The 26,354-nt window shown below is 61.7% G+C and carries 24 protein-coding genes; 10 read left to right on the top strand and 14 right to left on the bottom strand.

Going from position 1 to position 26,354, the window contains the following annotated elements; translation table 11 throughout:
• The first annotated feature begins 62 nt into the window (after positions 1–62).
• Positions 63–464 (top strand): DUF2177 family protein, encoded by a 402-nt coding sequence (locus ACNQ62_RS04520; protein ID WP_037944261.1) that lies wholly within the window; start codon positions 63–65, stop codon positions 462–464.
• A 76-nt stretch (positions 465–540) separates the two neighbouring features.
• Here ACNQ62_RS04520 and ACNQ62_RS04515 read toward each other — a convergent pair whose 3' ends face one another.
• A complete protein-coding gene (locus tag ACNQ62_RS04515) occupies positions 541–1,104 on the bottom strand; it encodes a pseudouridine synthase (protein WP_418094302.1) in 564 nt (187 codons plus the stop codon).
• Positions 1,101–3,569, bottom strand: coding sequence for a penicillin acylase family protein (locus ACNQ62_RS04510; RefSeq protein WP_418094301.1), 2,469 nt, complete (start codon positions 3,567–3,569; stop codon positions 1,101–1,103). The genes ACNQ62_RS04515 and ACNQ62_RS04510 overlap by 4 nt, the downstream gene beginning before the upstream one ends.
• A gap of 98 nt (positions 3,570–3,667) precedes the next feature.
• Here ACNQ62_RS04510 and ACNQ62_RS04505 point away from each other — a divergent pair, with 98 nt between their 5' ends.
• Positions 3,668–4,540, top strand: coding sequence for an NAD(P)-dependent oxidoreductase (locus tag ACNQ62_RS04505; RefSeq protein ID WP_418094300.1), 873 nt, complete (start codon positions 3,668–3,670; stop codon positions 4,538–4,540).
• A 45-nt stretch (positions 4,541–4,585) separates the two neighbouring features.
• Here the strand turns inward: ACNQ62_RS04505 and ACNQ62_RS04500 are convergent, their stop codons facing one another.
• Positions 4,586–5,152 (bottom strand): YSC84-related protein, encoded by a 567-nt coding sequence (locus tag ACNQ62_RS04500; protein ID WP_005853509.1) that lies wholly within the window; start codon positions 5,150–5,152, stop codon positions 4,586–4,588.
• 143 nt (positions 5,153–5,295) lie between these two features.
• The gene (gene hemB, locus ACNQ62_RS04495; protein ID WP_418094299.1) at positions 5,296–6,294 is read right to left on the bottom strand and encodes a porphobilinogen synthase; all 999 of its coding nucleotides are present in this window, start codon (positions 6,292–6,294) and stop codon (positions 5,296–5,298) included.
• A 153-nt stretch (positions 6,295–6,447) separates the two neighbouring features.
• On the opposite strand from hemB, the gene ACNQ62_RS04490 reads away from it, so the two are divergent.
• A complete protein-coding gene (locus ACNQ62_RS04490; RefSeq protein WP_005853514.1) occupies positions 6,448–6,975 on the top strand; it encodes a hypothetical protein in 528 nt (175 codons plus the stop codon).
• Between the two features lie 31 nt (positions 6,976–7,006).
• On the top strand, positions 7,007–10,495 hold the full coding sequence (gene mfd / locus ACNQ62_RS04485) for a transcription-repair coupling factor (protein WP_418094298.1): 3,489 nt from the start codon (positions 7,007–7,009) through the stop codon (positions 10,493–10,495).
• Between the two features lie 51 nt (positions 10,496–10,546).
• On the opposite strand, the gene ACNQ62_RS04480 is transcribed toward mfd, so the two are convergent.
• From ACNQ62_RS04480 to mazG, 5 genes are all read right to left on the bottom strand, one after another.
• Positions 10,547–11,368, bottom strand: a complete 822-nt coding sequence (locus ACNQ62_RS04480) for a DUF533 domain-containing protein (RefSeq protein ID WP_005853518.1) — start codon at positions 11,366–11,368, stop codon at positions 10,547–10,549.
• A 144-nt stretch (positions 11,369–11,512) separates the two neighbouring features.
• Positions 11,513–12,925 carry a protein adenylyltransferase SelO gene (locus ACNQ62_RS04475; protein WP_418094297.1) on the bottom strand — a complete coding sequence of 471 codons (1,413 nt, stop codon included), beginning with the start codon at positions 12,923–12,925 and terminating at the stop codon, positions 11,513–11,515.
• Positions 12,926–12,967: 42 nt separating this feature from the next.
• Complete coding sequence (locus ACNQ62_RS04470; RefSeq protein WP_005853523.1) at positions 12,968–13,417, bottom strand: GNAT family N-acetyltransferase; 450 nt, start codon at positions 13,415–13,417, stop codon at positions 12,968–12,970.
• Positions 13,414–14,355: a nucleoside hydrolase gene (locus tag ACNQ62_RS04465; protein ID WP_009824603.1), complete on the bottom strand. Its 942-nt coding sequence runs from the start codon at positions 14,353–14,355 to the stop codon at positions 13,414–13,416. Before ACNQ62_RS04465 ends, ACNQ62_RS04470 begins: the two co-directional genes overlap by 4 nt.
• A gap of 72 nt (positions 14,356–14,427) precedes the next feature.
• Positions 14,428–15,252: a nucleoside triphosphate pyrophosphohydrolase gene (gene mazG / locus ACNQ62_RS04460; protein ID WP_037966320.1), complete on the bottom strand. Its 825-nt coding sequence runs from the start codon at positions 15,250–15,252 to the stop codon at positions 14,428–14,430.
• Positions 15,253–15,314: 62 nt separating this feature from the next.
• Here mazG and ACNQ62_RS04455 point away from each other — a divergent pair, with 62 nt between their 5' ends.
• The 3 genes from ACNQ62_RS04455 (at position 15,315) to ACNQ62_RS04445 (ending at position 17,967) form a co-directional block, all read left to right on the top strand.
• A complete protein-coding gene (locus ACNQ62_RS04455; protein WP_418094296.1) occupies positions 15,315–16,484 on the top strand; it encodes a M20 aminoacylase family protein in 1,170 nt (389 codons plus the stop codon).
• 1 nt (position 16,485) lies between these two features.
• Positions 16,486–17,463, top strand: coding sequence for an agmatinase (speB, locus tag ACNQ62_RS04450; RefSeq protein ID WP_037944271.1), 978 nt, complete (start codon positions 16,486–16,488; stop codon positions 17,461–17,463).
• A 72-nt stretch (positions 17,464–17,535) separates the two neighbouring features.
• Positions 17,536–17,967, top strand: coding sequence for a DUF1499 domain-containing protein (locus ACNQ62_RS04445; RefSeq protein WP_418094295.1), 432 nt, complete (start codon positions 17,536–17,538; stop codon positions 17,965–17,967).
• Here ACNQ62_RS04445 and ACNQ62_RS04440 read toward each other — a convergent pair.
• Positions 17,908–18,213 (bottom strand): hypothetical protein, encoded by a 306-nt coding sequence (locus tag ACNQ62_RS04440; RefSeq protein WP_074634921.1) that lies wholly within the window; start codon positions 18,211–18,213, stop codon positions 17,908–17,910. The two genes, ACNQ62_RS04445 and ACNQ62_RS04440, sit on opposite strands and share 60 nt — an antisense overlap.
• 62 nt (positions 18,214–18,275) lie before the next feature.
• On the opposite strand from ACNQ62_RS04440, the gene prfA reads away from it, so the two are divergent.
• The 3 genes from prfA (at position 18,276) to ACNQ62_RS04425 (ending at position 21,073) form a co-directional block, all read left to right on the top strand.
• On the top strand, positions 18,276–19,331 hold the full coding sequence (gene prfA, locus ACNQ62_RS04435) for a peptide chain release factor 1 (protein WP_005853534.1): 1,056 nt from the start codon (positions 18,276–18,278) through the stop codon (positions 19,329–19,331).
• Positions 19,328–20,170, top strand: coding sequence for a peptide chain release factor N(5)-glutamine methyltransferase (prmC, locus tag ACNQ62_RS04430; RefSeq protein ID WP_064216527.1), 843 nt, complete (start codon positions 19,328–19,330; stop codon positions 20,168–20,170). The genes prfA and prmC overlap by 4 nt, the downstream gene beginning before the upstream one ends.
• Positions 20,171–20,386: 216 nt before the next feature.
• Entirely contained in the window at positions 20,387–21,073 is a 687-nt protein-coding gene (locus tag ACNQ62_RS04425) for a DUF4167 domain-containing protein (protein WP_348000832.1), read from the top strand.
• 77 nt (positions 21,074–21,150) lie between these two features.
• Here the strand turns inward: ACNQ62_RS04425 and rsmA are convergent, their stop codons facing one another.
• From rsmA to ACNQ62_RS04405, 4 genes are read right to left on the bottom strand one after another with little or no spacing between them, the layout of a single operon-like run.
• Positions 21,151–21,993, bottom strand: coding sequence for a 16S rRNA (adenine(1518)-N(6)/adenine(1519)-N(6))-dimethyltransferase RsmA (rsmA, locus tag ACNQ62_RS04420; RefSeq protein ID WP_009824612.1), 843 nt, complete (start codon positions 21,991–21,993; stop codon positions 21,151–21,153).
• 40 nt (positions 21,994–22,033) lie between these two features.
• Positions 22,034–23,020, bottom strand: coding sequence for a 4-hydroxythreonine-4-phosphate dehydrogenase PdxA (gene pdxA / locus ACNQ62_RS04415; protein ID WP_340236789.1), 987 nt, complete (start codon positions 23,018–23,020; stop codon positions 22,034–22,036).
• On the bottom strand, positions 23,017–24,234 hold the full coding sequence (locus ACNQ62_RS04410; RefSeq protein ID WP_005853540.1) for a peptidylprolyl isomerase: 1,218 nt from the start codon (positions 24,232–24,234) through the stop codon (positions 23,017–23,019). The genes pdxA and ACNQ62_RS04410 overlap by 4 nt, the downstream gene beginning before the upstream one ends.
• 5 nt (positions 24,235–24,239) lie before the next feature.
• Positions 24,240–26,354, bottom strand: coding sequence for an LPS-assembly protein LptD (locus tag ACNQ62_RS04405; protein WP_418094294.1), 2,115 nt, complete (start codon positions 26,352–26,354; stop codon positions 24,240–24,242).

Below are 26,354 nucleotides of genomic sequence, written 5' to 3'. Positions count from 1 at the left end.
AGTCGCATTTTCCGGGCGCTGCTGCATATGATTGGGGAGCGTTGATTTTTCAGGAGCCCCCGATGACTTTGATTATTCTCTATGTGCTGACATTCGCGATCTTTCTGGGGCTCGACTTTCTGGGCCTGAGCTATCTGATCAAACCGGTTTTCAGCCGTGATATCGGCCCCTTGCTGCTAGACCAGTTCCGGCTGCTGCCCGCCTTTGTCTTCTATGCCTTCTATATCGCTGTGCTGCTGTATTTCGTCAGCTGGCCCGCGGTGGCACAGGATAAATCCTTGCTGTGGGTCTTTGGCAATGCGGCGCTGATCGGGGCCTTGGGCTATGGCACCTATGAGTTCACCAACCTCGCGACGTTGAAAGACTGGACACCGCAGATGGTGGCGACGGATTTCTCTTGGGGGGTGGTGTTGACCGGGACCTCTGCCACCTTGGGGGTCTGGGGCACGCGGGTGTTTTCCTGACGGTTCAGGGGTCAGAGAAGAGGGGGGCCAGCCCCCCGGCCTTTGGCCGCCCCCCGGGATTTTGGGCCATTTGGAATTAGCGGCCAAGCTCGGACGAGAAGCGCCATGCGCCGGGTTGGAGCTTTTGCAGTTCCCAGTCTCCGACGCGCGCGCGGATCAGGCGGAGTGTCGGCAGGCCGATATGGGCCGTCATGCGCCGCACCTGACGGTTACGACCTTCGGTGATCGTGATCTCGAGCCAGGCATCAGGGACGGATTTGCGAAACCGCACCGGCGGGTCGCGGTCCCACAGAGGGTCGGGCGGGTCCATCAGCCGCGCCTTGGCGGGGGCGGTCTTGCCGTCTTTGAGCGTGACACCGCTGCGCAAAGCGGCGAGGGCTTGTTCATCCGGCGTGCCTTCGACCTGCACCCAATAGGTTTTGGCCAGTTTATATTTCGGATGCGAGATACGGGCTTGCAGCGGGCCACTATCGGTCAGCACCATCAGCCCTTCGCTGTCGCGGTCCAGCCGTCCGGCGGGGTAGAAGCCTTTTTCATCGATATAGGCCGACAGGGTCGGACGCGGCGAGCCCTCGGTGCCCTTGTCGGTGAATTGGGACAAGACGCCAAAAGGTTTGTTGAAAAGGATCACGCGGTTCATTCTGCCTCCGGTATCAGCTTGGTGATGCCGACGGGGGCAGCGCGGGCGAGCTCTTCGTCTAGCGACATGGGAATGTATTCACCGCGCCGCCAGAGCTGTGCCAGATCGTCGTAGTGATGCGACAGGAAGTGGCCCGATTGGCCCGTTGATGTGATGAACACCGATGAATCCGGATCGGCGAAGTCATAAACCCCGCGGAAGCCTGCGCCGTGGACATTGGCGAAAGGGTCCGGCCCCGTGCCGCGGGTGCGGCCGCGCAGCAGGGTGTTGTCACCGCCCGAGGTCGATTGGCGGATGTTCATGAAGTAGCGCAACACGGGGACTTCTCCCAAGGTCTGGTGGTCGTGGGTGGCTTGGTGTGCGTCGCCCCACCGCAGGGATTCCAGCTGGCTGCCCCATGTCTCGTTGATCCAGATCAGCGCATCGTCCAGCGCCATGCGGGCCATGTCGGGGCAGGTCTCTTTCGGGGCGGATTGCAGCACGTCGCACCATGCGGCCGCACCGTCCACATCGCGGAAAACACGTTCGATGAACAGCGGATCGACATGATCGAATTCCTCCGCCAGGGCCCCAAGCTCGTCCTGGATCAGCCGTTGCTGCAAGGCGCGCAGCCAGGCGGCATAGATCAACGGTTCGGGCAGATGTTCGTTCATCTCGCCCGACCAGCCGGCAAGCAGGGTCAGCGCCCGTTGGCGTTGTCGTTCGGGCGTGCCTTCGGGCGCGGTTTCGCCGGTGAACCAAAGCTCGGCCCCGATCAGCGGTAGCAGGGAGCGCGCGGTGAAGCTGACCGTATCCAGCTGCGCTTCGATAAAGCTGTCGCGCGTGTGCACCTGACGGCGCTGCATCAGATTGCGCCACCGCTGGATGCGTTGCGTATCGCCCCAGAGGAAGGACACGTGGTTGGGGAAGGGGCGGTCCACCGTCTTGTTGTTGGTATTGCCGATGATCCCGCCACGGGGCGACAGGAATTCGGGGTTTGCGCTATAGGGCAGGCGGCCCTGCCAGCGGTTCGCGGCGATCCAGCCCGGTGTGGGCATGCGCCCCTGGCTTTGATGCGCGGCGTCACGGGCGGGCAGCGCGCCGATGGTTTTCATCGCGATGGTATTCACATCCACCAGCGTCAGGTTTTGCGACGGCGCGATATAGGCCTCGCCCGCGGTGATCCCTTCCTCGACGGTCTTGGCCTCCATCAGCTGCATGGCCGCGGCGATCGAGGTATCGGCGGGGTCAAGCGCGGTCCAGTTCAGCGCGGCGACATGACCGGGCGGGGTGATCGCAGCAAGGTTATAGTGGCTGCCGGGAAGCACCGGCCCATTGTCGGTCCAGCGCAGGGTCAGCGTGATCGGATCGGCATCCTTGACCGTGATGATCGACGCGCGTTTGGCGAATTTCTTGAACCCGTCGGGGGTGCGGTATTCCTCGCTGTTGTCGGGGTTCAGCTCTTCGATATAGACGTCCTGATCGTCGGCATAGGATGAGGTGATCCCCCAGCCAAGCGCGCTGCTGCGCCCTGTCAGCACCACGGGGATACCGGGGATCGTGCCGCCGATGACACCGCCCGACTGCAACTCGAGCCGCGCGAGGTACCAGATGGTCGGCGCGGTGAAGCCCAGATGCGGGTCATTGGCGATCAGCGTCCCGCCCGAGGCAGAGCGATCCCGTGCGGCAGCCCAGGCGTTAGAGGCACCCGCCAGATCAAAGGATTTGAACGGCGACAGCGGCGAGGGATCAAGCGGGATATTGGCAGCGAACTGCGGCAGGCCGGGGGCCAGCTGCGCATATTCGGGCAGGGCGGCGATGCCACTGCCGGGGGCGTCAGGCAGGATATCGGACAGGCGCTTTTGGTCGGGCAGCGCCAGCGAGGTGCGGGCGCGTTTGACCTCGGCATCCAGATGCCCCGACAGCTGCAAGGCCATCAATTTGACCAGCGCGACGGAATCCGCTGCGCGCCAGGGCGCGACGGGGGCGTCAAACAGCAGCATTTCGGGGGCACCGCGACCCAGGGCTTCGGTGTTGATCTGATCCAACCGGGCATTCACCCCAGCGGCATAGGCATCCAGCGCTGCGCGGGTCTTGGGGTCGAGCGCCTGAAGCGATTGCACCGACAAGGTATAAAGATCAAAGCGACGCAGCAGGCGGTCGATACGGACGGTGGTGGTGCCGAAAACCTCGGACAAGCGGCCTTGGACCGTGCGGCGCATGGTGATCATCTGCCACAGACGGTCCTGCGCATGGGCAAAGCCCAGCCCGTAGAACACATCTTGGTCGCTTTCCCCGAAGATATGCGGCACATTGGCGTTGTCGCGCACGATCTCCACCTCGGCCCCGAGGTTGGGCACGCGGACCGTATCGTCGTAGTCAGGCAGCGACCGCGAGGCCAGCCAATAGGCACCGCCGACACCAATTACCGCCAGCACCACCAAGAGCGTTGCAATTCGCATCAGCCACCGAAAAACCACTGCCATGTCACGCTCCTGGGTATATCTACGCGCGATTGACCAATGCGCGCAGGGTGATAGGTTCCTCTCAGGCAATAGCGCAACTGAATGACAAGGAAAAGACGATGGCAAAGCTCGCATTTTTGGGATTGGGCGTGATGGGTGCGCCAATGGCCGCGCATCTGCAAAAAGCGGGGCATGACGTGACCGTGTACAACCGCACCACAGAGAAGGCGCGCGCTTGGGCAGAAACCCACGGTGGCAAGATGGCAGAGACGCCCAAAGCCGCCTCAAAAGGGGCAGAGATCGTTTTTTCCTGCGTCGGCAATGATGACGATCTGCGCTCCGTCTGCGTTGGCGACGACGGCGCTTTTGCCGGCATGGGCGAGGGCACGATTTTTGTCGATCACACCACGGTTTCGGCCGCGGTGACGCGCGAATTGCACGCGGCGGCGGATGCGCGCCAGATCAGCTTTGTCGATGCGCCGATTTCCGGCGGGCAGGCGGGGGCGGAGAATGGCCAGCTGTCCATCATGTGCGGTGGCGATTCCGGTGCCTTTGATCGTGCGCTGCCCGTGATGGAGGTTTACGCCAAGATCTGCCGTCGGCTTGGCGACAGTGGTGCCGGCCAGATGACCAAGATGTGCAACCAGATTGCCATTGCCGGTCTGGTGCAGGGCCTGAGCGAGGCGCTGCATTTCGCCCAGAAGGCCGGATTGGACGGGCGCGATGTGGTCGAGGTGATCAGCCAGGGTGCCGCAGGCAGCTGGCAGATGGCCAACCGCTACGAGACAATGCTGGACGATAAATTCGACCACGGCTTTGCCGTGGACTGGATGCGTAAGGATCTGGGGATTTGTCTGGACACCGGTAACGAGATTGACGCGAGCCTGCCTGTCACGGCGCTGGTCGATCAATTCTATAAGGATGTGCAGAAAATGGGGGGCGGACGTTGGGATACGTCGGCGCTGTTCAAACGTCTGAATGCCTTGGGTTAAGCCCAAAGCTGCCCGATCCGCGATGCTGCGGATCGGGCGTTTTGCTTAGGGAATGATGCGCGAATATTTCGTGCCTTCCAGTGTGGCACCGATACGCAGACCGGCGCGGCCAAAGACGGCGGCCAGCACGGGGGCAAGCACGGTTGTGGTATCCGCTTCGACGCTTTCACCACGATCCGAGATGACATATTCCAGATCGGCACCCGCAGCCCAACCGGGGGAGCGGCGGAAATCGCTGAGCGCGGCTTCAGTCATGAAGAACAGCACATGCGCGTATTGCTGCGCCCCGATTTGCAAGCCGCCCGTCGCCTTGGTGACCGAGTAATAGTCGACAGTCACGTTATTCACCCGCAGCGCACCACGGCCATAGGCACCGCCAAAGCCAAGGCCGGCCTCGGTCACCAGCGGCATGATCAGCATACCGTTGGATTTTTCCGCCAGTTGCCGCGTGTTGGGGAAGCTGCGGTACATCGCGTTGAGCGTCGCATCGACGCGGGCGTCAATCATCCCGCTGCCACGGCTGCCGACACCGTTGCCACATGCCGCAACGGCACCCGCGCTTGCAATCGCACCCAAAGCGAAAGCCCGGCGCGAGAAAGTGTTGTTTGTCATAGTCTTCTGCCTGTAATTGCCTGTGCCGGTTCATCCGGTTTCTGCGCGATCTTATGCTCAAAACCCGCGGGTGTCACGAATTTAGGGCTTGAATCGGCGGTGATCTGCCACAAGTGGCGTGTTATTTGCGCATCGAAGCCGCGTTATCCGTTCATCAACCGCGCCACGGCGGGGGCAAAATAGGTCAAGACCCCGTCGCAGCCCGCACGTTTGAACCCCATCAGGCTTTCCATCATCACGCGGTCTTCGTCGATCCAGCCATTCTGGGCGGCGGCTTTCACCATGCTGTATTCACCCGACACCTGATAGGCAAAGGTCGGCGCCCCGAAGCTGGATTTCACGCGGTGGCAGATATCAAGATATGGCATGCCGGGTTTGACCATGACCATATCGGCCCCTTCACGCAGATCACGCTCGATCAGGCGGATGGCCTCGTTGCTGTTGGCGTAATCCATCTGATAGGTCTTCTTGTCGCCGGTCAGCGCCCCCGAGGCCCCGACAGCATCGCGAAACGGGCCATAGAAGGCCGAGGCGTATTTCGCCGCATAGCTCATGATCATCACATCCGAATGGCTTGCCCCTTCAAGACCTGCGCGGATCGCGGCGATGCGCCCGTCCATCATATCGGACGGCCCGATGATATCGGCCCCCGCGTCGGCCTGCGCCAGCGCCATCTTGACCAATGCTTCGACCGTACGATCGTTCACAATGATCCCGTCTTCTACAAAGCCGTCATGGCCGTTGATATTATAGGTATCCAGCGCGACATCGGTCATGAGGACCATATCGGGCACCGCCTCGCGGATCGCGCGAAGGGCGCGGTTTGCGTTGTTTTCAGGATCCCAGGCACCGGCGCAATCCTCTGTCCGGTCCTCGATACCGGTGTAAGGAAAGATACACATCGCCCCGATCCCCAGATCAGAAGCCTCGCGCGCGGCATCGACCAGCTTGTCAACGCTGCGCCGATAGACGCCGGGCATGGAGGGGACGGGCTCTTCCGCGCCCTCACCGCTGCGCACGAACACCGGCCAGATCAGATCCCCCAAAGACAGCGCATTTTCACGGACCAATGCGCGGACGCCCTCGGATTGACGGGTGCGGCGCAGGCGGGTGGCGGGAAAGGGGGCTTGTTGGGGTCTCATGCAAAAATACCTCAGATGCTATCGGGCAAGGCTTGCCACGTATTTTTGCACGGCTCAAGGCTAGGAATTTCGCGAACGCGCCGCTATGACAGGCAGACGATTGTAGGGCAGCACGTCTGAACACAATGATTTCACTTCAAAGATGAGCGCACCTTGACCCTCTATCAGACAATTTTCGAAGTCATCGACATGCGGTCGTTTTCCAACCTGTGGTACTGGATCGCCGTTGCGGTGATCTGGTCTTCTGCCAGCCATTGGGTCTTGGGCGTGCCCTTTGATATGGTGCTGCGCGCGCGGCGCAACGGTGAACAGGCGCTGGTCGACCTGGAGGATATGGCACGCATCAACGTGAACCGTATTCTATATATCACCCAAGTGTCCGGCATCTGGATTTTGGGGTTCACCTGCTTTTTCATGACGATGCTCTTTACGCTGGCGGTTTTCTACCGTTTCGAATTCGCCCAAGCCGTGCTCTTGCTGGCCTTTCCGCTGTGTCTGGTAGGGGTGCTGAGCGTGTCGACCGCGCAGCAGATCCGCGAGGATTCCGGCACCGGCGACCGCCTGATCAAACGGCTGAACCGTCACCGTCTTTATACCCAGATCATCGGGATGATTTCGATTTTCATCACATCGATGTGGGGCATGTACCAAAACCTTTATACAGGTCCGTTTGGCGGTTGAAAAAACCGCGATCGGATACAGGTAGCTGCTGATGTCAGAGAAATCCCAAATCACGCTGTCCGGCGTCCCCGAAGGTTTTGACGCACAGGCGGTGCTGAACGAACTGGGCAAAAACGGCACACCGGTGTTGCATATTGCCCGTGATGACAAACGCATGGCGGCAATGCAGGCGGCGCTGCGCTTTTTCGCGCCGGATGTGCCTGTGGTCGTCTTCCCCGGATGGGATTGCCTGCCCTATGACCGCGTGTCGCCCAATGCCGATATCTCGGCGCAGCGGATGGCGACGCTGGCGGGACTGGTGCATGGAATGCCGGACCGTTTTATCCTGCTGACCACGCTGAACGCCGCGACCCAGCGGGTGCCTGCGCGCGATGTGCTGCGCGATGCCGCGTTTTCGGCCCGCGTGGGCGACCGGATAGACGAGGCAGCCTTGCGCGGGTTCCTTGTCCGCATGGGCTTTGTCCAGAGCCCGACGGTGACCGAGCCGGGCGACTACGCGATCCGCGGCGGCATCATCGACATTTTCCCACCCGGTGATCTTGGCCCTGTGCGGCTGGACCTCTTTGGCGATACGCTGGACGGGGCGCGCCGCTTTGATCCGGTGACGCAGCGCACCACAGAAAAGCTGGAGCTCGTGGAGCTTGCCCCCGTCAGCGAAGTCATCCTTGATGAAAGCGCTATCACCCGTTTCCGCCAGAACTACCGGATCGAATTCGGGGCCGCGGGGACCGATGATCCGCTGTATGAAGCGATCAGCGCAGGGCGCAAGCATCAGGGCGCGGAACACTGGATGTCGTTCTTTCACGAAACGCTCGAGACCTTGTTCGACTATGTGCCGCGGGCGACGATCACGCTGGACGACCAACTGACCGCGCAACGTCTGTCGCGGTGGGAGAGTATCGCAGATCAATACGAAACCCGCAGGCTGGCGATGGCGAACCGGTCGAAGATGGACAGCGTCTATAAGCCCGCACCGCCCGAAGGACTGTACCTGACCGACACCGCGTGGGAAACCGCGCTGATCGGCAAACGCGTGATCAGTTTCAAACCGCTCCCACAGCCGACGGGTCCGAATGTGCTGGATGCGGGTGGACGCTTGGGGCGCAACTTCGCGCCCGAACGTCAACAGGAAACCGTCAGCCTTTTCGGTGCTTTGGCGGCGCATATTAAAGCAAAACTTCAAGAAGGTCCGGTGGTCATCGCCAGCTATTCCGACGGTGCGCGCGAACGGTTGACCGGCCTGATCGAAGACGAAGGCATGGGCGAGACCATCGCCATCAAGAACGGCACCCGCATCGGCAAACGCGGGCTGCATCTGGCGGTTTGGGCGTTGGAACACGGGTTCGAAGCCCCTTGGGAAGGCGGCAGCAGCGCCTCGAAACTGACTGTCATCTCTGAACAAGACATCCTTGGCGACCGCTTGATCCGCGCGCCGAAACGTAAACGGCGGGCCGAGAATTTCCTGACCGAGACACAATCGCTGAGCCCCGGCGATCTGGTCGTGCATGTGGATCACGGTGTCGGCCGCTATCTGGGGATGGAGGTGGTGACCGCCGCCGGTGCCGCCCATGAATGTCTGCTGCTGGAATACGCCGAAAGCTCGAAGCTCTATCTGCCGGTCGAGAATATTGAACTGCTGTCACGCTATGGCCATGACGAGGGGCTGCTTGACAAACTGGGCGGTGGCGCGTGGCAGTCCAAGAAAGCCAAGCTCAAGGAACGCATTCGCGAGATGGCGGACAAGCTGATCCGCATCGCCGCCGAACGTGCGCTGCGCAAAGCGCCTGTCATGGATCCGCCCCCCGGCATGTGGGACGCGTTTTCCGCGCGCTTCCCCTATACCGAGACCGACGACCAGTTGAATGCCATCTCGGATGTGCTGGACGATCTGACCAGCGGCAACCCGATGGACCGGCTGATCTGCGGCGACGTGGGCTTTGGCAAGACAGAGGTCGCCATGCGCGCCGCCTTTGTCGCGGCGATGTCAGGGCTGCAGGTGGCGATTGTTGCGCCAACAACCCTGCTGGCACGTCAACACTATAAATCCTTCGCCGAACGCTTCCGTGGCTTCCCGCTTGAAGTGCGTCAACTGTCGCGTTTTGTCACCGCGAAAGAGGCCACAGCCACCCGCGACGGCATCAATCGCGGCACCGTCGATGTGGTGGTCGGCACCCATGCGCTGCTGGCAAAGACGGTCAAGTTCAAGAACCTCGGCCTGCTGATTATTGATGAAGAACAACACTTTGGCGTGGGTCACAAAGAACGTCTGAAGGCGATGCGCACGGATATTCACGTGCTGACCCTGACCGCCACGCCGATCCCGCGCACCCTGCAGCTTAGCCTAACCGGCGTGCGCGACCTGTCGATCATCGGCACGCCCCCTGTCGACCGTCTGGCGATCCGCACCTATGTCAGCGAATTTGATGCCGTCACCCTGCGCGAGGCGCTGTTGCGCGAACATTATCGCGGCGGGCAGTCCTTCTATGTGGTGCCCCGCATCACCGATCTGCCCGAAATCGAAGCGTTCCTGAAAGAGCAACTGCCCGAGCTGACCTATCTTGTTGCCCATGGGCAGATGGCCGCCGGAGAGCTCGACGACCGGATGAACGCCTTTTACGACGGGAAATATGACATCCTGCTGGCCACGACGATTGTGGAATCCGGTCTGGATATCCCGACCGCTAACACGATGATCGTGCACCGTGCCGATATGTTTGGTCTGGCACAGCTCTACCAGATCAGGGGTAGGGTGGGCCGATCAAAAACCCGCGCCTATGCCTATCTGACAACCAAACCCCGTGCCAAGCTGACGGCCACCGCAGAGAAGCGTTTGCGGGTGTTGGGCAGCCTCGACACGCTTGGGGCAGGCTTTACGCTGGCGTCGCAGGATCTGGATATTCGGGGTGCGGGCAACCTGCTGGGCGAGGAACAATCCGGCCAGATGCGCGACGTGGGGTTCGAGCTTTATCAATCCATGCTGGAAGACGCGATTGCCAAGATCAAGTCGGGCGAGCTGGAAGGCGTGATCGACGACGATGGGCAGTGGGCACCGCAGATCAATCTGGGCGTGCCGGTGCTGATCCCCGAGGATTACGTCCCTGATCTGGATGTGCGCCTTGGGCTCTACCGTCGCCTGTCCGAACTGACCACCAAGGTCGAGCTGGAAGGCTTTGCCGCCGAGCTGATCGACCGTTTCGGCAAGCTGCCGAAAGAGGTGAACACGCTGATGCTGGTCGTGCGGATCAAGGCGATGTGCAAACGCGCCGGTATTGCCAAGCTGGATGGCGGGCCCAAGGGCGTCACGATCCAGTTCCACAACGACAAATTCGCCTCGCCCGAGGGGTTGGTCACCTTCATTCAGGACCAACGCGGGCTGGCAAAGGTCAAAGAGAACAAGATCGTCGTCAAGCGCGACTGGAAAACCGATGCCGACAAGATCAAAGGGGCCTTTGCCATCGCCCGTGATCTGGCAGAGCATGTAATCGCCAAGGAAAAGAAGGCCAAGAAAGCAAAAGCCTGACCCGTTGCCGGATCAGGCTTTCACAACCGTCTGTCGTAAGGCCGCGCCGCTTTAGGTGTAGAGCGACGGCACCCCCATCTGCGCGTGGATCTCGTTCACCGCGGCGGGTTGCATCCCATAGGCGCTGGCCAGCTTGTGCAGATATTGCGCCTCTTCCTGCGTATCCAGATCGATCGCCAGCAGCGACATCGCATAGATTTGCGGGCCCATGCCGTCGGGGGTCTGGGCGACCAGCGCGTCGACATCCACAGGGGCTTCCATCTGGCCTTGCACGAATGCGGCCTCGTCAGCGTCCACGTCGCCCAGATGGTTCAGCAGCTTTTCACGCTCGGACTCATCAAATGTGCCGTCGGATTTCGCGGCCTGGATCATTGCGGCGATCATCAGCGCGGCGGTGGCCTCCTGATCGCGCGAGGGGGTGATTTCGGGGGCAGGGTTGCTATCGAATTGCGAGTTCAGCACCGCGCCAAAGTCTGCCTCTGGCCGTTCGGGGGCTTTTTGGCTCGCACCGCCCAGGCTGGACAGCAAGCCACCCGCACCTGCGGCACCTGCAAGCCCACCCAGCAGCCCGCCAAGGCCGCCCGAGCTGCCAGACGTGCTGGTGCCTGTGCCGCCGCCAAGCTGGTTCAGCAAACCGCCCAAGCCGCCGCTGCTGGCCCCGGACGATCCCCCCATCAAACCGCCCAGCATATCCTGCAGGTTACCGCCCGAGCCGCCTGTGCTGCCGCCGGTCAAACCGCCCAGCAATCCGCCCAGTCCGCCGCCGCTGCTGGCGCTGCCGGTCGTGGATTTATTCTTGTTCATCATGGCGCTGGCCCCTTTGGCCACAGCCACGCCAATCGCCACTTTGGCCAATGTTTTCATCAAGCTCATTATCGATAATCCTTTTGGGTCAAATCGCCTGCAAGTCTGTTGCAGTTTACTGTGCAAAACAACCAAAAGATCGCGGGGGTTCCCGCTTGTCGACGTGCTTGACGGTGGGACAACGGGTGGCACCTGCCACCCGCTGGCCGTCGTTCAGGTGCCGCAGAAGGTGGCCGGCACGATCTCCTGCGTCGTCGGCGCGCGGTGCAGATCGGCGTCGGTTTCGCGGTACGGGTGGGCAAGCGCTGTCATCAGCCGGTGGAACGGGTCCATATCACCGGCAACGGCGGCGTTGATCATCGCCTCTATCCGGTGGTTGCGCGGGATCACGGCGGGGTTGGCAGCATTCATGACCGATTTAGGGTCAGGCTCGGCCGCGATGCGCTGCTGCCACGCGTCGCGCCAGTTGGCAAAGGCCGCGCGGTCGGTGAATTGGCCGGCGGCGTCATCGCCTGACAGCGCGCGGAAAGCATTGGTAAAATCCGCGCCATCCGTTTGCATCAGCGACAACAGGGCGTCGATCAGTGCAGTATCTTCAGCCTTGGGCGTCGTGATCCCGATCTTGGCAGCAAAGCGTCTCAGCCAGGCTTGCTCGATCAACGCGGGCATGGCGTGCACGATCTCTGTCGCCTCGGCCACGCCGCTTTCGGGATCATCAAGCTGCTGCAACAATGAGGTTGCAAGCTGCGCCATATTCCACACGACGATCTGCGGCTGATTGGCATAGGCATAGCGCCCCTGACGGTCGATAGAGCTGAACACACGGTTGGGGTGGAACGCATCCATGAAGGCGCAGGGGCCGTAATCAATCGTCTCGCCCGAGATGGCGCAGTTATCGGTGTTCATCACCCCGTGAATAAACCCGACCGACATCCACGCCGCGACCAGATCCGCCTGTGCTGCGCAGACCGCGCGCAGCAGGCCCAAGGGCCCGTCCGCCTGCGGGTAGTGCCGCTGGATCGCATAGTCGGTGAGGCGGCGCAGGTTTTCGACCTCGCCCCGATGGGCAAAGACCTGAAACGTCCCCACACGCAGATGGCTTGCGGCGACACGGGACAGCACGGCACCGGGCAGGGCGGTTTCGCGAAAGACATCCTCGCCACTTTGCACAGCGGCCAAGGCGCGGGTGGTGGGGATGCCAAGGGCGTGCATCGCCTCGGACACCACATATTCACGCAAGACCGGCCCAAGCCAGGCGCGCCCGTCGCCACCACGGGAATAGGGCGTGCGCCCTGATCCTTTCAACTGGATATCGCGGCGCTGGCCCTTTGCATCCAGCACCTCGCCCAAGAGGATCGCGCGGCCATCGCCAAGCTGCGGGTTGTAATTGCCGAACTGATGCCCCGCATAAAGCTGCGCCAGCGGATCGGCACCGGCGGGCAGTTCGTTCCCGCTGAAGATAAAGGCCAGATCCTCGGTCGATCCGTGGGTGATCCCCAGCGTCTTGGCCAGCGGCGCGTTGAAAGCCAGAAGTTTGGGATCGGCCACCGGCGTAGGCGTGGTGCGGGTGAAAAAGCCATCGGGCAAGGCCGCGTAGCTGTTATCGAAGGGGGCTGATACTGTCATAGGGCAGATATAGGGGCCGCGGCCCCAGCTTGCCAGTCCGCGTCAGAATTTGCGCGACATGAACATGTAGTTTTCGCGAGGGCGAAAGCCTGCACGGTGGTAAAGCTTCTGCGCGATCTCGTTGCTACGCTCTACCTCAAGATGGATCGCGCGCAGACCGCCGCCCGCCAGCGCATTCGGGACGGCCAGCAATGCCTCTGTCGCGATGCCACGGCCACGCACGCCGGGGCGCACGTAGATTTCATCGATGATCGCGTCCAGACCGCCGAACTCAACCGACCAGCCGAAGGTGATGATGATATAGCCGATGGGCGCACGGGCAGGGCCGATCAGATAGGCCACCCCATAGGGCGTGCCTTCGAGCAGAGGTGCCAGCCCGTTGCGGCGGTCGTCATCCGTCTGCTCGATCCCCGTCTCGGCGTGAAAGCTGCCCACGAGGGCAACGAGACGGTCCAGATGCTCTGGCTTGGCAAGGGTGAAGGCCGCGCTCATAGACGGGCCAACCGTTCGGTCAGCAGGGCAAAGAAGCCGTCAGAATCCAGATCGCCCATAAAGGTCGCATTGGGGGCGCGGTCGGTCACGCCCCACCAATCGGCGACGGTCATGCCCATGGTCAGCTCTGACTCTGTCTCGATCTCGACGTTGATGTGGCGGCCTTTGAACAGATCGGGGTTGATCAGATAGGCGGTGACGCAAGGGTCATGCAGCGGCGCGCCGTCAGAGCCGTATTTCTCTTTGTCGAACCGTTCGAAGAAATCGGTCATTTCAGCCACGGCGATGCCCACGGGCGTGCCAAGGGCGCGGAAAGCATCGTTGCGCGCTTTGGTCACCAGCGCCTTATGGGTAACGTCCAGCGGCATGACAACGATAGGAGCGCCGGATTTAAACACGATATCAGCCGCTTGCGGGTCAACGTAGATGTTGAACTCTGCCGTTGGGGTGATGTTACCCCCTTCGAAATAGCCGCCGCCCATGAGCACGATCTTGGCGATGCGATCGGCGATATCGGGTGCTTTTTGCAACGCGGTGGCGATATTGGTCAGCGGTCCCAGCGGGCATAGCGTGACGGTGCCCGGAGCGTTATCGCGCAGCGTGTCGATGATAAAATCAACAGCATGGCCTTCGGCCATCGGCATGGTAGGTTCGGGCAGATCGGGGCCGTCCAGCCCGGTCTTGCCGTGCACATGCTCTGCCGTGACCAGCGCGCGGCCCAAGGGGCGGTCGCATCCGGCAAAGACTTTGACATCCCGTTTGCCTGCCAATTCGCACACGATCCGGGCGTTGCGCGAGGTGAGGTCCAGCGGCACATTGCCCGCGACGCAGGTGATCCCCAGAACATCAAGCTCTTCGGGGCTGGCCAAAGCGACAAGGATCGCTACGGCGTCATCCTGACCGGGGTCCGTGTCGATAATGATCTTGCGCGGTGTCATGGGCTCTCCTGTCTTGGCTGTGCCAGAGCCTTGCCGCAAGTGCCGCGACTTGTCCAGCAGGCACGGGCGGTCCTAGCTGCGTTCCGCCCGTTTTACATCCTCCCACAGGGCATCCATCTCGGCGAGATCACTGTCCGAGGGCGATTTACCTCGTGCGGCCAACCGTGCCTCTACGCCGTTGAAGCGGCGGATGAATTTGGCGTTGGCGGCGCGCAGGGCGGCTTCGGGTTCGACCCCAAGATGCCGTCCCAGATTGGCCATGACGAACATCAGGTCACCGTATTCCTCGGTCACCTCGGCCTGGGTCAGCGTATCACGCGCCTCGACCAGTTCGGTCGCTTCCTCGGTGATCTTGGCGATCACATCATCGACCTGCGGCCAGTCAAACCCGACACGGGCCGCCCGTTTTTGCAGCTTGTAGGCGCGCAGCAGCGCGGGCAGGCCAACGGCCACGCCGTCAAGCGTTCCCCCCTGGGCCTTGCCCGCGCGTTCTGCCGCCTTGATCTTTTCCCAATCCGCGGTCTGCTGCTCGGCCGATTTATCGCGGCTTTCATCGCCGAAAACATGCGGGTGCCGCGCGACCATCTTGTCCGAGATATTGCGCACCACCGTCTGAAAGCTGAACCGCCCGTCCTCTTCGCCCATGGCCGTGTGATACACGGTCTGGAGCAGCAGATCGCCCAACTCTCCCTCGAGCTCGGGCCAGTCGCGACGCTCGATCGCATCGGCGACTTCATACGCTTCTTCAATGGTATAGGGGGCAATGCTGTCGAAATCCTGTTCGATATCCCAAGGGCATCCGGTTTGCGGGTCACGCAGGCGGCGCATGATTTCCAACAAGCGTTCGATCCCGGCGTCGCGATCGTGGATCAACGCATCATTTCTTGTCTCGGCCATTGCAGCCCCCATGTGTCTGATGTCAGATGCAACCTGACCAACATCCCCACAGGAGTCCAGTAATGCCCGTCGTGAACCGTATCGCGGATTATGCCCCCCAGATGACAGAATGGCGCAGATATCTGCACACGATCCCGGAACTGGGGAATGACTGCTTCAAGACCGCGGCTTTCGTGGCGGAACGCCTGCGGGACTTCGGCGTGGATGAACTGCACGAAGGCTTTGCCACCACGGGCATCGTCGCCATTATCAACGGTCAGGCCGAGGGGCCGACCATCGGGTTGCGCGCCGATATGGATGCGCTGCCGATCCCCGAGGAAACCGGGCTGGACTATGCCAGCACCCACGCAGGCAAGATGCACGCCTGCGGGCACGACGGGCACACAACGATGCTGCTGGGGGCGGCGAAATATCTGGCGGAGACGCGCAATTTCGCGGGCCGCGTGGCGCTGATCTTCCAACCTGCCGAAGAAACCGGCGGCGGGGCCGAAGTGATGGTCGAGGAAGGGATCCTTGATCGCTTCGACATCGGTCAGGTCTATGCGCTGCACAATGCGCCCGGCTTCGAGAAAGGGGGCTTTTACACATCCCCCGGCGCGATGATGGCGGCGGTCGATGAGTTTCACATCCACATCAAGGGCTTGGGAGGTCATGGTGCCACACCGCATCTGACCCGCGATCCGGTCGTTGCCGCCTGTGGCATTGCGACAGCATTGCAAACCATCGTCAGCCGCAACCACTATGCGCAGGATGATCTTGTCGTTTCGGTCACGCAGATCCACACGGGCACGACCGACAACGTGATCCCCGAAACGGCCTATATCAACGGCACGGTACGCAGCTTCGACAAAGAGGTGCAGGCCATGGTTATCCGCCGGATGGAGCAGATCGTCGCCGGACAGGCCGCCAGCTATGATGTCAGCGCGACACTGGAATATGAAAAGGGCTATCCCGCCACGGTGAACACCCCAGAGGAGGCCGGATTTGCCGCCGCCGTTGCCACCGAGATTGCGGGCGCGGACCGCGTTATTGCCGATAATGGCCGCGAGATGGGGGCCGAGGATTTCAGTTATATGCTGGAAAAACGCCCCGGTGCCTATTTGTTCATCGGGCAGGGTGATACCGCAGGGCTGCACCACGCCGCCTATAACTTCGACGATGAGATCGCGCCCGTGGGTGCATCCTTTTTTGCCCGCATCGTCGAGCGGGCCCAACCATTAGGAGCCAAGTAACATGGGTTTGGAAGACGCGAAAAATCAGGTTGATCAAGCCTTTACCCGTGATGATCTAAAAGGGCCGAGCTTCGAGAACGCCTTTGGCGGGGCCACGTCCTTTCTGCGGCGGCGCTATACCAAAGACCTGCGCGGCGTGGACATCGCCGTGACCGGCGTGCCCTTTGATCAGGCTGTGACCAACCGTACCGGAACCCGTCTGGGCCCACGTGCGATCCGCGAAGCGTCTTCCTTGCAGCCCTACGATCCGCCCTATGGCTGGGATTTCGACGTGCTCAGCGAGTTTGCCATCGCCGACTATGGCGATCTGGCATTCGACTATGGTCACACAAGCCAGTTTCCTGCCGCTTTAACAAGCCATATCAAAGGGATACTGGACGCAGGTGCAGCAAGCGTGACCCTGGGCGGAGATCACTACATCAGTTTCCCGATCCTCAAGGCCTATGCCGAAAAATACGGTCCTATCAGTCTGTTACAGTTCGATGCGCATTCGGATACATGGCCCGACGATGATATGGACCGGATCGACCACGGCACCATGTTCTACAAGGCGGTGAAATCGGGCATCGTTGATCCGAAAACCTCGGTTCAGGTGGGCATCCGCACGACCAACCCCGATACGCTTGGCGTGACAACCATCGACGCGCGCGAGGTTCACGAGAAGGGGCCGCAGGCAGCCGTTGCCAAAATAAAACAGGTACTTGGCGACCGTCCTTGCTATCTTACATTCGATATCGATGCGCTTGATCCGGCCTTTGCACCGGGCACAGGCACGCCGGTATGGGGCGGGCTCACGTCGGCGCAGGCGGCGATCATGATGCGGGATCTGGCGGGGATCAACATCGTGGGCGGCGACATCGTTGAAGTCTCTCCGCCTTTTGACACGACCGGTGCGACAGCGATCGCCGGTGCCCATGTAGCGACCGAAATCCTGTGCCTGCTGGGGTGGAATATGCGGCAGACCAAAGCCCGCGCATAACCACCGGCGGTGCAGATTGCGACGGCAGGACGCTCCGCGGGGAGTTTATTTGGCAAAATGAAGGTAAAGATAATGATGGCATTTTTCTGGATTGCACTGGCGATTTTCGTCGCCTTGCAGGCGTACATCCGTCTTGCACCCGCCCCCGCGGCCCGCTGGGAATTGGGCGCGGTCGACAAGGCCCCCGGTGATTACCCGTCGGAGGGGGGCCTTATGGCCGTGCGCGAGGTTGAAGGCGATGGCACGGCGTTCTTGAACCGGTTTGACGACGCGATGCTGTCGTTGCCCCGAACCCAGCGGATCGACAGCACCGCAGGTCAGGCTCTTTATGTCACACGCTCGGGCTTCTGGGGCTTTCCCGATTACACCAGCGTCGCGGTCACCCCCGTTGACGGGGCGGATCAGAGCCGCGCGGTGGTCTATGGGCGGCTGCGCTTTGGTCGGTCAGATATGGGTGTGAACGGCAAGCGTCTGAAGCGGGTTCTGGCCCAAGCCGGGGTCTAGGCGCTGTGCGAGGCCGGGGCAGGCCTCGCCGATATCGCGCCACATGGGCACATTCAGCGACATCTGGCATTGCGCGGCAAAGCGACGACCGTTGACATCGAGGCAGATCGTTTGCCCCAGCTCGACCCGCTGGCCGTCGCGGTCGGTGCAATAGCACTCAACCGTTTTGCGCCCCGAGGGCGCAGGGTCCGCCGCAAGCGACGGGGCAAGGCAGATCAGACTGAAAACCAGCGAAATGCGTTTCATAGGGGCATCATAGCACAGGCTGGGTCTTGACCATAGCCGCTTCATCAGCGACATCCAGCGGTATGATCCCCATGGACCGCCTTGCCCAAATCACCCAACGTTTCCAGTTTCTGGAGGCGTCGATGTCTGCTGGCTCTGATGGGGCGGATTTTGCCAAGCTGGCCAAGGAATACGCAGATCTGCGCCCCGTGGTCGAACAGATCGACGCCTATCGCCAGTTGTTGCAAGACATGGACGATGCCCGCGCCATGTTGAAAGACCCCGAGATGGCGGAGCTGGCCGAGGAAGAGCTGCCGCGCCTGAAGGCCGCCTTGCCGCAAGCGGAGGCTGATTTGCAGTTGGCGCTGCTGCCGCGGGACGAGGCCGATAAGAAACCTGCAATGCTGGAGATCCGCCCCGGCACCGGCGGGGATGAGGCAGCGCTTTTCGCCGCTGATCTGCTGCGCATGTATCAACGCTATGCCGAGGCGCGGGGCTGGAAGGTCGAGCTGATCGAACAACAGTTCACCGAGCTTGGCGGCGTCAAAGAGGTCGTGGCCCATATTAAGGGCGAGAATGTCTTTGCCCGTTTGAAATACGAATCCGGTGTGCACCGCGTGCAGCGTGTGCCCTCTACCGAAAGCGGCGGGCGTATCCATACTTCTGCCGCGACTGTCGCTGTTCTGCCAGAGGCAGAGGATGTGGATATTCACATTGACGCCAACGATCTGCGGATCGATACGATGCGCAGTTCAGGGGCGGGCGGGCAACACGTCAACACCACCGATTCTGCCGTGCGCATCACTCACCTGCCGACGGGGCTGGTGGTGACGTCTTCCGAGAAGTCGCAGCACCGCAACCGCGAGATCGCGATGCAGGTGCTGAAAGCGCGGCTTTATGATATGGAGCGTCAGCGGGTGGACAGTGAACGATCGGCCAGCCGTGCGGCGCAGGTGGGGTCGGGGGACCGGTCTGAACGGATCCGGACCTATAACTTCCCGCAAGGGCGCCTTACCGACCACCGGATCAACCTCACCCTCTACCGGCTTGAAGCCGTGATGCAGGGCGATCTGGACGAGATTGTCGATGCGCTGACCGCGGATGCGCAGGCGCAGCTTCTGGCCGAGATGGGGCAGTGAGCGCGCCAACCGCCGCGCAAGCAATGGTCGCCGCCACAGCGCGATTGCGCGCGGCGGGCGTGCCTGACCCTGCACGGGATGCGCGGATCTTGCTGGCACATGCGGCGTCAGTCGATGCGGCGCGGGTGACGTTGATCGCGCCCGAGGAAATCGCGCCGGATATTGCCGAACGCTACGAAAAGCTGATCGCCTTGCGGGCGGTGCGCGTGCCGGTCTCGCATCTGGTGGGGCAGCGGGCGTTTTACGGGCGCGACTTCAAGGTCAGCCGCGATGTGCTGGACCCGCGGCCCGAGACCGAATCCCTTATTGAACTGGCGCTGTCCGAGCCCTTTGAACGGGTGCTTGATCTGGGCACGGGATCGGGCTGTATTCTGGTGACGCTTCTGGCCGAACAGCAAGACGCACGCGGCGTGGGCCTTGATCTATCCGAAGCTGCCTGCCTGCAGGCCAGCGCCAATGCGGTGTTGCACGGGGTGCAGGCACGCGCGGAGATCACGCAATCGGACTGGTTCAGCGCGGCCGAGGGACGGTTCGATCTGATCGTCTCCAACCCGCCATATCTGGCACAAAGCGAGATGGCGGATGTCTCGCCCGAACTGCGCTTGCATGAACCCGAGATGGCATTGACCGACGGGCAGGACGGGTTGAGTGTGTACCGTATCATCGCGGCGCAGGCACAGGGATATCTGACGCCCACAGGCCGCGTTCTGGCAGAGATTGGCTGGCAACAGGGTGCCGATGTGAAAGCGATCTTTGAGGCGGCCGGTTGGGGCCGGGTGCGCATCTTGCCCGATCTGGGCGGGCGCGACCGTGTCCTTTGGGCCGATACGCCAGCATAAACACGCCAAAACTTGTCATTTGGGGGTGTTTTTCGCCAATTTCTACTTGCTCCAAATCATTTGCCGTGCTTATTCAAGGATGTTGCAGCGGTGGATGCCTTTTGGGCGGTCCCGCGCGGCGTTAAGCCCAACAGAGCGTAAAGCTAGCTTTTCAGGGACGCGACTGCGTCCGGCAGCTTATTCCGAAGCCCAGCATAACAAGGCTGAACTGATTACATGAAATCTTCCAGATCACGGTCCCGGTCCAAGAATAATCGCAACCGTCAGCCGCAAGGTGGCAACGTCGTTAACCGCGTTTTCGACAGTTCTGGCCCCGAAGGCAAGGTCCGCGGCACGCCGCAGCAGATTATCGAGAAATACAACCAGTTGGCGCGTGACGCCCAGCTGAGCAACGACCGCGTGGCGGCAGAGAACTTCCAGCAGCACGCCGAACATTACCTGCGTATGCTGTCCGAAGCACAACGCGAGATTGACCAGCGTCGCGATCAGCAAGAACGCGAGAACCGCGAACGTCAGGCAGAGCGAGACCGCGAGCGGGTAGAGCGTCAGGAACGCGAAGCCGCTCAAGCCGGTCAGAACACTGCGGATCAACCTGCCACGGAAGCAGATACGGGCGACAAATCCGACGCGTCCCAGCAGGACAACGCCAAGGGCGATGCCCCCAAGCGCCGCCGCAGCCGCAGCAACAACAACCAGAATGACAACGCCCCCAAGTCGGACAGCGCGCCCAAGTCGGATGGCGATGACGCGCAAGATGGCAATGCGGCAGAGGACAATCTGGTCGACACGCCCGAGAACAAGCCCAAGCCCCGACGCGCGCCGCGCCGCAAACCTGCCCCCAAAGCAGAGACGAGCGAACCGGCCAAGGACAACAGTGGCGATCAGCCCGAAGCGGCCGAATAAACGCTTTGACATCGTAACAAAGGCCCCGCGATTGCGGGGCCTTTTGCGTTTCGGACGGTAAGCGTGTTGTGGTGGCCTTAGCCCTTGGCGATTTCGCGGGCCAGCGCGCAGAAGCCTTCCAGCGGCACCTGTTCGGCGCGCTCCGTCGGTTTCAATCCGGCCGCACGCAAACGATCCTCTATATCCGGTGCGGTTCCTTTGAGGGCAGAGCGTAGCATTTTGCGCCGCTGATTAAAGGCGGCCGCCACAACGCGGTTCAACACATCAGGGTCCGCAGGAAAGCGGGGTTCGGGCAGGGCCGTCAGATGCACCACAGCGGAGGAGACTTTGGGCGGCGGGGTAAACGCCTCGGGTGGCAGGTTCAGCACGATACGCGCATCGGCCCGCCACTGTGCAAGCAGCGCCAGACGGCCATAGGCCTTTGAGCCGGGCTTGGCCACGATCCGCTCGGCCACCTCGCGCTGGAACATCAACGTCAGGCTTTGCCAGAAGGGTGGCCATTCCTGCGGGGTCAACCAACGCACCAGGAGCTCTGTCCCCACGTTATAGGGCAGGTTCGCCGCGATACGGATCGGTGGGGTCAGATGGGCCAGCGGGTCGATTTCAAGGGCGTCGCCTTCGATCACCGTCAGACGGTCGGGATAGGCCTCGGCGATCTCGGCCAAAGCGGGCAGGCAGCGTTTGTCTTTCTCGATCGCCAGCACTCGACGCGCGCCTTCGGACAGCAACCCGCGCGTCAACCCCCCGGGGCCCGGCCCGATTTCAAGCACATCACATTCGGTCATATCGCCCGCTTGTCGCGCGATCTTGGCGGTAAGGTTCAGGTCGAGCAGAAAGTTCTGGCCCAGCGATTTGCGCGCCTTCAGGTCATGGGTATTGATCACCTCGCGCAGGGGCGGCAGGTTGTCGATTGTGCTCATTCTTGGACCTGTGAAACAGAAGGGTTCTGGGGGCGCGGGGTCATGATTGCGCCATGCGATAGGCCATGCGCAGCGCCTCGACCATGCTGGTGGGGTTGGCGATGCCCTGACCCGCGATGTCAAAGGCGGTGCCGTGATCGGGCGAGGTGCGGATGAACGGCAGACCGAGCGTCACATTGACGCCGCGGTCGAAATCCAGCGTCTTGATCGGGATCAGCGCCTGATCGTGATACATGGCAATCGCCGCGTCATAGCGCGACCGTGCGGCGGCGTGGAACATCGTATCGGCAGGGTGCGGGCCGCTCAGGTCATAGCCTTCGTCCTGCATCCGGGTGACCAGCGCCGTCATCCAATCTGCTTCCTGACGGCCCATTGTGCCGCCTTCGCCCGCATGGGGGTTCAGACCTGCGATGGCTATTCTAGGTGCCTTGATCCCGAATTGAGAGCGAAGCCCCGCCGCCGTAATCTCTATCACGCGGCGCAGATGGGCGGGGGTCAGCACATTGGGGACCTGATCCAGCGCGATATGGATCGTGGCCGGCACCACCCGCAGTTGGTCAGAGGCAAGCATCATCACCACATCGCTTCCCCCCGCCAGCGCGGCAAGATATTCGGTGTGGCCCGGATAGGCGAAACCGGCCCCGTCCTTCAGCGCCTTTTTGTGAATGGGCGCGGTGGTCAGCGCAGATGCGGCGCCGCTGCGCACCAGGTCAACACCGCGTGCGATCACGTCGATCACCCCCTGCGCATTGGCGGGGTCAGGCTTGCCCGCGACGGCACTGGCGGCAAAGTCGTGGCGCAGCACGGGCAAGGCGTCGCTGCCCGCGGCAAGCGCGTCCGACGGGCTGTCGATAATGCAATGGGGAATGTCTTGGGGCAGGTGGCGCGGATCCCCGATCCAGGCGAGCGGCACTTCGCCTGCCAGCATCGCCCAGGCCCGTGCGGCGACCTCTGGCCCGATGCCAGAGGGTTCGCCGCAAGAGATCACAACCGGCTTGTCGGCCAAGCCCGTCTTGGCTTGGGTCATTTGCGAACGATGCGCGCGTCGGCCCGCAATTGCTCCAGCAGCTGTTCGGCATAGCCGGTCAGCCGTTCCTGACGCAGCGCATTGGTCACATCCTCGCGCGAGGCGGAGGCATTGGCGGCGGCGGTACGCCCACACATCATCAGCAGCATCAGCGTCTGACCATTGGCACGGGTCAGCGTGGTCGAAACCTCGCCCGTGTCGAGCTTGGACAGTTCAATCGCCACGTCCTGCGGGATGTCCGAAGGGGCTTTTTTCACACGCTCCAACACTTCGGCGGGCTGGCCTTTGGCGATGCCGTAAAGGTCATCGCAGGTATCGATGCGGCCACGGATCTGCGCCGCCTGTGCCAGCGCGGGTTCTGTGCGGCCACCGGGGATGTAATAGGCTGCGTATTCAATCTCGGAATAGGTCGGCGCGGCGACGCTGGTTTCCTCGATGTCGCGCAGCTGGAACAGCGCCACGGCGTTGGGGATCGGCAACGGGTCGGTAACTTCGCCCGGGGCGAGGTTCAGGATCAGCGGCTGCAGGCTTGGCGGCAGGTCGGTCAGGTTCTGCCACGGCAGCCGCCCGCCACGCCCGCGCGAGGCGGTCGCGGAATAGCGGCTGGCGTAGTTCGAAAACTCTGCCGTTGATTTGGATTGCGATATTTGTTCGGCCAGCGCGTTCACCCGTGCAGCTTGCTGGGGCGGAGCGGGAATGATGATCTCGGACACGAGCACGCGCACACCGCTACCTTGTGTCTCGCCCAAAGCGCGGTTGATTTCAGCGTCGGTGATCTGCACGCGGCTGGCATAGCGGGCACGCACCAGTTCACGCCACCCGACCGAGTTTACAACGAAATCGCGAAACGTTTCGCGCGAGACGCCGGATTGACCAAGGGCCTGGGTGAATTCTTCGGTGCTCAGATCCGCGCGCGAGGCAAATTCGGCAAGGCTGTCTTCGATGCCCTGCGGCGTCAGTTCGATGCCCGCTTCGGCCACGGCCTCGTTGCGCAGGCGTTCGTCGATCAGCGAGGTCAGCGCCCCTTCGCGGGTCGCCCCCGGTGCGTTCAACACCTCAAGAAAGCGCTGGCGTTGCTGGACTTCGAATTCGGTTACAACGGATTCATTCACCTTGGCGACGGGCGCAAAGAGGTTCTGCGCCGAAACGGGGGCGGCGGTCATCAGACCAAGCCCAAGGACGGCGATGCTTCGTGTCAGACGGTTCAGGTTCATCTTACTTATTTCCCACATGATCGCTCATATCTTTCTGTTCCGTTGGAGGCCGAGAAGCCCCGCAGGCCGATGTTAAACCCGATATCGGTAGAGGGCTCAACACTTGTTGAGGAGGTATAGCGGCGGCGCACCGAAAGGTCGACGCTCACACATTCATTATTGTAGGTCAGGCCAAGCCCCGCCGTCGCCGCTGTACTGTTTTGCACGTCATAGCGCACGTCGGCGCTGGCGGACCATTGCTTGTTGATGTCGTAGCTGCCGTCAAGCGACACCTCGGAAATCGCTTCGGTCCGATCTTCGGCAGTATCCGCCTCGAGCCAGACATAGGTGCCTTCGACGGTAGTTTTGCCAATGCTCCACCCGCCGCGCAGTTCCGCCTTGGAGATGTCGAAATCGGAGTCGACCAAGGTCCGCGCGGTCAGCGAAAGACCGGCGTTATTCTTGATCTGCCCCGCCAGCAGCACGTCAGAGCGCACGCCCGACAGGCCGGACGTATCGGTAAAGGCAGGGTCGCTGATGCTGCGGAACACCTGACCAACCGCGACATAGGTGTCCCAGCCATTGGGGTCAAAGCGCGACCAGTTCACCGCCACTGCCGCGGTTGTGCCGCGTTCGCGCCGGTCGGGGCGCGGAAAGCGCGAGAGCGACAGGATATTGCCCTGGTCGAATTCCACGCGGGTGCTTTCCTCGTTCGGAATGTCGAGCCTGCTGCCATCGGTCCACCCCAGTTGCACTACGGGCGTCAGCACTTGCGACGCACCACCAGCCTCGCGGCGTGCCATCGGGTAGCTTAGACCGACGGCTGCGAAAGGCGCGATGTCGCTATGGTTCTGCGCAAAGGTATCGTCTTGGGTGATGTCGAAGAAATTGAACGTCGTGCCGACCTGCGCATCGGTGACCAAGCCGGAGCGGTGGGTGAAGCGACGCAGATATTTCAGCGACCCGTTGATCCGCGATACATCGCGTCCAATCACATCCACATCGGAAGATCGCCAATGGCTATGCGCCTCCAGCCCGAACCGCAGCTCGCCCCCCCATGCCTTGGGGAAAAAGCGCCGTTCGAATTCGCCGTCGATCACGACTGTGGGCAGGGTGCTGTTCAACTCTCCGGGGCGCAGGGTTTCAAAGTTGTAAAGGCTGGTGCGCACAAAGCTGTCTCGCCGCGCGCGTGAAAGTGTGAGATCACTGCGCAAACGGTCCTCGTCCGAATAGCCGTATTCGGTAAAGTAAGAGCTGTCGCTGACGGCCTCGATCGTGAAGCTCAGCTTGTAGCCGCGCTCAAGCTCGAAGCTGCCTTCACCGAACAGATAGCCGCGGGTCTCATCTGGCAGCTGGTCATCGCGGGTATAGGCCCCGTCAAACTCGATATCACCGTTGGTGAACGCCTGCCGATAGCGGAATTCAAGCGTGCGGGTCGAGGACGACAGATAGGGCGTCAGGGTCAGGTCGCGGCTTTCGCCCAAGGTGATGAAATAAGGCAGCTTCAGCCCCGTGCCCAACAGCGACGTGGTGCGAATGGATGGGGCCAAAAAACCGTCCGCGCGGTCCAGCGTCGGGTCGGGCAGCCGCAAACGGGGCAGGTAGAACACCGGCACCGACCGGATATGAAAAGTCGCATCATCGAAATACAGTTGCTGCGCCTCGGTATCATGCACCACGCGGCGCGCGCGGATCTGCCAGAGGGGCAGCTCGCCGTCATTGCAGGTTTTGCATGAGGTCACGGCGGTCTTGTACAGCTGGCTATAGCGCCCCTCGACACGGTCGATCTGGACGGCGGCCATCTGCACCTGCTGGTTCAGCACCATACGTGCGCCGCGCAGCAGACCGTTCTGCAACCCCTGATCCAGCTCTGCCGCATCCGCGAGAATGACGGTGCCATCACCATCGTTCAGCACAATCGGTCCTTCAATCACCAAGGCACCGGTTTCATCATTATAGCGGATCGCAGAGGCACGGATGCGGGTCGTGCCCTGAAACGCCTCTACATTGCCTTGGGCGACCAGTTCCCGGTCACGGGTGATGAACAGGTCATCGGCCACCAGAACGGCAGGACGCTCGCTGTCTTGCGCGGCAGCGGGCAGACCAAGGGCGACAAGAAATGTCAGGAGCAAACGGCGCAT

Source organism: Sulfitobacter sp. SBS6, assembly GCF_048285585.1.
GTDB lineage: Bacteria > Pseudomonadota > Alphaproteobacteria > Rhodobacterales > Rhodobacteraceae > Sulfitobacter > Sulfitobacter pontiacus.
Note: the sequence above shows the minus strand (reverse complement) of the source record. Positions and strands in the feature narration are given on the sequence as shown.